Origin of the sequence: Pseudomonas agarici (assembly GCF_001543125.1) — a bacterium.
Classification (GTDB): domain Bacteria; phylum Pseudomonadota; class Gammaproteobacteria; order Pseudomonadales; family Pseudomonadaceae; genus Aquipseudomonas; species Aquipseudomonas agarici.
In genome coordinates this window covers 3,184,061-3,190,219 of the sequence record NZ_CP014135.1, presented here as the reverse complement: position 1 = coordinate 3,190,219, position 6,159 = coordinate 3,184,061, and the positions used below count along the sequence as shown (strand labels likewise).

The following is a 6,159-nucleotide window of genomic DNA, read 5'->3' as shown; positions in this document are numbered from 1 at the left end:
GCCCATCAGCCAAAGTCGCACGACAGCCACTTGCAACCCAAAGAGCTTGAACTCCGAGTTCAGCGTCTTGAGCCGTCGGGTTGCCCTCTGCATGTTCGATATGAATAAGGGACCTCACGAAACCCTGTACATCCTGGCAAAGCAATACCCGACCGTTGATCAGGACTGTCATTTCTGACAGTAGATATCCCGTCGACCCAGGCCTTAGCTTGAAGAGGCCCTGCTTACCTTTGGGTGGCAGGTTTCTATGAACTTTAAGGATGAGGTGTCGAAATGGGTAATTCGAAAGCCGAAAAATCGCTTCTTCCAGAACGGGCGGTCGTTGGTCAGAGAATCATTGTCGAAGGTCTTGCCGTAAGCGTCATGAGTGGACTTGAGTCGATCATCTTCAAAAGAGGAACGGAACCTGGTATGCAGAATGAGTTCATACGCGGCAGAGCCAAGGATATTAGCATTCAGATTCCTAATATGCCGGGAACTGTCGAGGTCACTGGTCGTTATGCTGCATGCAGTGCCGTGCGTCCGGAAGACCAGCTCCAAGGTACGATTGAAATCGTCGAAGCCTGATCTTTGTGCCGCATAATTAAGAAGAAGGAATACATGTCTGCGAAGTATAAGTCGCTGTGAGTCGAAGGCTGCGGTTCAGCCTTCGATCTCGATAAGCATTTCGCTCAGGTTTCCGATAAACCCTTCATTTGCCTACCCCGACAGACAGGCGCTGAACTGAGGATGTTCTCCAGGTGATCCAGCAGATAGCTTTGCTTATAGGCACCGTTGAAATACTTTTGTGGTTCCTCGAAAGCCAGGGTCATGGCGTCTGAACAAGCCCCGTGCGCATAGATCTGGAGTGTCAGCGTGTGCATGGTTCAACCTGCAATATAGTGCATATCAGTTCGCTCATGCCGCCAAAAAAAAGCAATAAAATGCATGCAGAACCCCAAAAGGAAACCATGTGCACAATAAAATCCAGACATCTCACCATCTGACCGCTGATCAGGACTGTCATTTCTGACAGTAGATGACCATTTCGAAACCCCAGTAACTTGAAGACGCCGCCTGTTCCTCGCCAAGGAGCGGGCTTGAATGAACTTCAGAGTTGAGGTGCGAGATGATCGATTCAAGCATGGAAAAACGGACCCCGGCAAAGCAACAATCACTTCTGCCGGAAGAGGCGGTCGTGGGGTCGACGATCGAAATCACGGGAAGGGTGGTCAATGCATTCAGCGGGCTCTACAGGATCAGGTTTTGGAAGGGCGGCGCCGACGCCCCATTTATCACCGGCTTCCGTCGTGACAACTGGGAGAGTGTCTCTGTAGTCATTCCCGATAAGGTCGGCGATGTCACCCTCGAGGGATTTTATGACTTATGCACCCCTCTTCCGGACGAGACACATATCTTCGGTACTCTCAAGATAAAGCCGGCTGAACCCGATAGAACGTGATTGCGCCAGATGAATGAAACACATAAAAAAAGGGGGCACATGCCCCCCGAGGTATAAATCGTTGTGAGTCGAGGGCTGCGGTTCAGCCTTCGATCTCGATCAGGACTTCGCCAGGATTGACCCGGTCACCCTTGGCCACATGGATGGCGGTGACCTTGCCGGCAATCGCGGCCTGCACTTCGGTCTCCATCTTCATGGCTTCGGTGATCAGCACGGCCTGGCCGGCTTTCACGGTGTCGCCGGCCTTGACCAGGACATCGACGATATTGCCCGGCATGGTGGTGCTGACATGGCCCGGAGCACTGGCCTGCTTGCGCTTGCTGCTACCACCGCTGACAAATTCGTTGAGCGGTTCGAACACCACCTCTTCCGGCATGCCGTCGATGGACAGGTAGAAGTGCCGCTTGCCTTCAGCCTTCACGCCGACACCGGTGATGTCCACGCGGTAGGTTTCGCCATGCACGTCGATGACGAACTCGGTCGGCACGCCCTCGCCGCCCGCCGAACGCACGCCGCCCGCTTCAGGGATCGGCAGCAGTGCTTCAGGCACCAGAGTGCCGGCCTCGCGCTCTTCGAGGAACTTGCGCCCGATATCCGGGAACATGGCGTAGGTCAGCACGTCTTCTTCCGACTTGGCCAGGGCACCGATCTCGCCGCGCAGCTTGACCATTTCCGGCTTGAGCAGGTCGGCCGGGCGCACGTCGATGACGTCCTCGCTGCCGATGGCCTGGCGCCGTAGTTGCTCGTTGACGGTGCCCGGTGCCTTGCCGTAGCCGCCTTGCAGGTACAACTTCACCTCGTTGGTGATGGTCTTGTAGCGCTCGCCAGCCAGCACGTTGAAGAACGCCTGGGTGCCGACAATCTGCGAGGTCGGGGTCACCAGCGGCGGGAAGCCAAGGTCTTCGCGCACACGCGGAATCTCCGCCAGCACTTCGCCCATGCGGTTCAGGGCGCCCTGCTCTTTCAACTGGTTGGCCAGGTTGGAAATCATCCCACCCGGTACCTGGTTGACTTGTACACGGGTGTCCACGGCAGTGAACTCGCTTTCGAACTGATGGTACTTCTTGCGCACGGCGTAGAAGTACAGGCCGATTTCCTGCAACAGCTCCAAGTCCAGGCCAGTGTCGAATTCGCTGCCTTTAAGCGCCGCCACCATCGACTCGGTGCCTGGATGGCTGGTGCCCCAGGCGAAGCTGGAGATCGCGGTGTCGATATGATCGGCACCGTTTTCCACCGCCTTGAGCTGGCACATCGCGGCCAGTCCAGCGGTGTCGTGTGAATGAATGAACACTGGCAGCGACTGCTCGGTCTTGAGTGCCTTGACCAGTTCGCCGGTGGCGTAAGGCGTCAGCAAGCCAGCCATGTCCTTGATCGCCACCGAGTCGCAACCCATGGCCTCCATCTGCTTGGCCTGGGTCACAAAGGCCTCGATGGTATGCACCGGGCTGGTGGTGTAGGCGATGGTGCCCTGGGCATGTTTGCCCGCCGCCTTCACCGCTTCGATGGCGACCCGCAGGTTACGCACATCATTCATGGCGTCGAAGATACGGAACACGTCGATACCGTTGACCGCCGCCTTGGCGACGAAGGCCTTGACCACGTCGTCGCTGTAGTGACGGTAGCCCAGCAGGTTCTGGCCGCGCAGGAGCATCTGCAGGCGGGTATTGGGCAACGCGGCGCGCAGCTCGCGCAGGCGCTCCCACGGGTCTTCCTTGAGAAAGCGCACACAGGCGTCGAAGGTTGCGCCGCCCCAGACTTCCAGGGACCAGTAGCCCACCTTGTCGAGCTTGTCGCAGATCGGCAGCATGTCTTCGGTGCGCATGCGGGTGGCGAGCAGCGATTGATGGGCGTCGCGCAGGATCGTGTCGGTAACGTGTATTTTTTTGCAAGAAGTCATTGGGGTAATCCTCACAGGCCTGCGTGGGCGGCAATGGCGGCGGCGATGGCCAAGGCCAGCTCTTCGGGTTTGCGCTTGATCGAATAGTTGGTCAGTTCCGGGTGGCTTTCCACGAAGCTGGTATTGAACTGGCCGCTGCGGAATTCCGGGTTACGCAGGATTTCCTGGTAGTAGGCGGCCGTGGTCTTCACGCCTTGCAGACGCATGTCGTCCAAGGCTCGCAGGCCACGGTCCATGGCTTCTTCCCAGGTCAACGCCCAGACCACCAGCTTCAGGCACATGGAGTCGTAGAACGGTGGAATGGTGTAACCGGTGTAGATCGCCGTATCGGTGCGCACGCCGGGACCACCGGGGGCGTAATAACGGGTGATCTTGCCGAAACTGGGCAGAAAATTATTCTTCGGGTCTTCGGCGTTGATCCGGAACTGCAGGGCAAAACCGCGATGGATGATGTCTTCCTGCTTGACCGACAGCGGCAAGCCGGAAGCGATACGAATCTGCTCGCGGACAATGTCGATACCGGTAATTTCTTCGGTGATGGTGTGCTCCACCTGCACCCGGGTGTTCATCTCCATGAAGTACACCTCGCCCTCGGCGAGCAGGAACTCCACGGTACCGGCGTTCTCGTAGCCCACCGCTTTGGCCGCGCGCACCGACAGATCACCAATATAGGCGCGCTGTTCCGGGGTTAGCTGGGGGCTGGGGGCGATTTCGATCAGCTTCTGGTTGCGGCGCTGGATCGAGCAATCACGCTCGAACAGGTGCACCACGTTACCGAAACTATCGCCAAGAATCTGTGCCTCGATGTGCTTGGGATTGACGATGCATTTTTCCAGGAACACTTCTGCCGAGCCAAAGGCCTTGGTCGCCTCGGAAATCACCCGGGGAAACGCCTGCTCCAGTTCTTCACGGCTGTTACAGCGACGGATGCCGCGACCGCCACCCCCTGAGGTGGCCTTGAGCATCACCGGGTAGCCGATGCGGTCGCCTTCGATGAGGGCTTCGGCGATGTCCGCGACGTTGCCTTCGGTGCCTGGGGTAACCGGTACGCCGGCCTTGATCATGCTGCGGCGGGCTTCAGTCTTGTCGCCCATGCGACGGATCACTTGCGCCGAGGGGCCGATGAACTTGATTCCGCGTTCGGCGCAGATATCCGCCAGTTCAGCGTTTTCCGAGAGGAAACCATAGCCGGGGTGCAGCGCGTCGCAGCCGGTTTCCACCGCCAGATTCACCAGCTTGCGCGGGTTCAGGTAACCGGCCAGGGGGTCTGCACCGATGCTGTGGGCCTCATCCGCGCGTTTGACATGCAGGGCATGGCGATCGGCGTCGGAATAGATCGCGACCGAGCGAATGCCCATTTCGGCGCAAGCACGCACGATGCGTACCGCAATTTCACCACGGTTGGCGATCAGAATCTTTTTTATCACTTGGAAATTCCTAAGCCGCTGGAACAAACAACCCCGTCTACTGCCAGGAAAACGGGCCGGCGCGTGACGAAATATTTCCAGTCAGTCGCCTTATCACACTAGTCCTACCCAGCGATAAACCAAAATCAATAATTATTGGGTCACTCATAAGCAATGACTTATAGTTGCTCAACCTGAGATCCGAGAGCGCTCGCCGAAAATGCGTAAATCATTGATGCGTATGACATTGCGTCAACTGCAGATTTTCAATGAAGTCTGCGACCTGCGTTCCTATAGCCGTGCAGCCGACGAAATGTCTCTCACACAACCAGCCGTCAGCCTACAAATTCGCCAGTTGGAGGAACTGATCGGACAGCCCCTGTTTGATTATGTCGGCAAAAAGCTCTACATGACCGAGGCGGCTGAAGCGTTACAGCGGGCGAACCGGGACATTTTCGGCCGACTGGAAAACCTCGATATGCAGCTTTCGGACCTACAGGGCTCGCTGCAGGGGCAACTGAAGCTGGCGGTGGAATCGAGCGCCAAGTACTTCGTGCCGCACCTGTTTGCCGCGTTCAAGCGCCAGTATCCCGAGGTCAACCTGCACCTGACGGTGGTCAACCGGGCACAGGCGCTTCGACGCCTGTCGGACAACCGTGACGATCTGCTGATCATGTCCATGGTGCCCCAGGACATGGGCCTGGAGTTTCTCCCGTTCCTGAACAACCCGATTGTCGCGGTGGCTCCGCCCGACCATCCGCTGTGCCATAGGGGTCCACTGCACCTGCAGGACCTGGAGCCCTACACCTTATTGATGCGTGAACCAGGATCAGGGACGCGGATGGCGTGCGAAGAGTATTTCAAGGAGAAGCGCGTGCACTTCTCGCAGACACTCGAAGTGACCTCGGGCGAGGCCCAGCGCGAGTGTGTGGTGGCAGGGCTGGGGCTGGCGCTGTTGACGCGCCACGCCCTGAGCCTGGAACTGGCGACCGGCGTACTCCAGGAACTGCCAGTGGAAGAACTGCCGCTCTATCGCAGTTGGTGTGTGGTTCAGGCCAAGGACAAACGCCTGTCACCGGTCGCCCATGCGTTCCTGGGGTTTATCCGTAGTGAGCGGTTGCAGATCAGCGGACTGGTTGAGCGCTTCGACGGTCGGATGCCGGGTCCGCCTGCCAGTAATTGAGTGCGGCGATTTCCTGTTGCAGTTGGCGCAACTCGGTGCGGTCTTCGATTGCGCGACGAAATTCCATGCGACGCTGGTCTTCCTGCTGTCGACGGGTCTTGACGCTGCTTTGCTCTTCGTGGTGCCGGGCCATTTCGAGTCTCCCAGGGTAAGTAAGAGATTTTCAAGATGGACGCCGGGCATTACGCTTTGGCGGCAAGTGGGTGACAGACAGATGAATATTGACCGTTGC

7 protein-coding genes are annotated in these 6,159 nt (G+C 57.8%); 3 read left to right on the top strand and 4 right to left on the bottom strand.

The features are described from left to right. The first annotated feature begins 273 nt into the window (after positions 1-273). Entirely contained in the window at positions 274-567 is a 294-nt protein-coding gene (locus AWM79_RS13930; RefSeq protein WP_017132320.1) for a hypothetical protein, read from the top strand. 104 nt (positions 568-671) lie between these two features. Here the strand turns inward: AWM79_RS13930 and AWM79_RS13925 are convergent, their stop codons facing one another. Beyond that, positions 672-863 (bottom strand): hypothetical protein, encoded by a 192-nt coding sequence (locus AWM79_RS13925; protein ID WP_017132319.1) that lies wholly within the window; start codon positions 861-863, stop codon positions 672-674. Between the two features lie 245 nt (positions 864-1,108). Between AWM79_RS13925 and AWM79_RS13920 the strand changes: the two genes are divergently transcribed. Next, on the top strand, positions 1,109-1,441 hold the full coding sequence (locus tag AWM79_RS13920; RefSeq protein ID WP_017132318.1) for a hypothetical protein: 333 nt from the start codon (positions 1,109-1,111) through the stop codon (positions 1,439-1,441). Between the two features lie 82 nt (positions 1,442-1,523). Here the strand turns inward: AWM79_RS13920 and oadA are convergent, their stop codons facing one another. After that, complete coding sequence (gene oadA, locus AWM79_RS13915; RefSeq protein ID WP_060783088.1) at positions 1,524-3,338, bottom strand: sodium-extruding oxaloacetate decarboxylase subunit alpha; 1,815 nt, start codon at positions 3,336-3,338, stop codon at positions 1,524-1,526. An 11-nt stretch (positions 3,339-3,349) separates the two neighbouring features. Beyond that, positions 3,350-4,765 (bottom strand): acetyl-CoA carboxylase biotin carboxylase subunit, encoded by a 1,416-nt coding sequence (locus tag AWM79_RS13910; RefSeq protein ID WP_060783087.1) that lies wholly within the window; start codon positions 4,763-4,765, stop codon positions 3,350-3,352. A gap of 199 nt (positions 4,766-4,964) precedes the next feature. On the opposite strand from AWM79_RS13910, the gene AWM79_RS13905 reads away from it, so the two are divergent. Beyond that, positions 4,965-5,927 carry a LysR family transcriptional regulator gene (locus AWM79_RS13905; protein WP_026013215.1) on the top strand — a complete coding sequence of 321 codons (963 nt, stop codon included), beginning with the start codon at positions 4,965-4,967 and terminating at the stop codon, positions 5,925-5,927. Here AWM79_RS13905 and AWM79_RS24420 read toward each other — a convergent pair. After that, complete coding sequence (locus AWM79_RS24420) at positions 5,869-6,060, bottom strand: PA3496 family putative envelope integrity protein (protein ID WP_074861911.1); 192 nt, start codon at positions 6,058-6,060, stop codon at positions 5,869-5,871. The genes AWM79_RS13905 and AWM79_RS24420 overlap by 59 nt on opposite strands. Positions 6,061-6,159: the final 99 nt, after the last annotated feature.

Coding starts and splice junctions, on each gene's coding strand:
- AWM79_RS13920 (WP_017132318.1), top strand. CDS start 1,109: ATGATCGATTCAAGCATGGAAAAACGGACCCCGGCAAAGCAACAATCA.
- oadA (WP_060783088.1), bottom strand. CDS start 3,338: ATGACTTCTTGCAAAAAAATACACGTTACCGACACGATCCTGCGCGAC.
- AWM79_RS13930 (WP_017132320.1), top strand. CDS start 274: ATGGGTAATTCGAAAGCCGAAAAATCGCTTCTTCCAGAACGGGCGGTC.
- AWM79_RS13905 (WP_026013215.1), top strand. CDS start 4,965: ATGCGTAAATCATTGATGCGTATGACATTGCGTCAACTGCAGATTTTC.
- AWM79_RS24420 (WP_074861911.1), bottom strand. CDS start 6,060: ATGGCCCGGCACCACGAAGAGCAAAGCAGCGTCAAGACCCGTCGACAG.
- AWM79_RS13925 (WP_017132319.1), bottom strand. CDS start 863: ATGCACACGCTGACACTCCAGATCTATGCGCACGGGGCTTGTTCAGAC.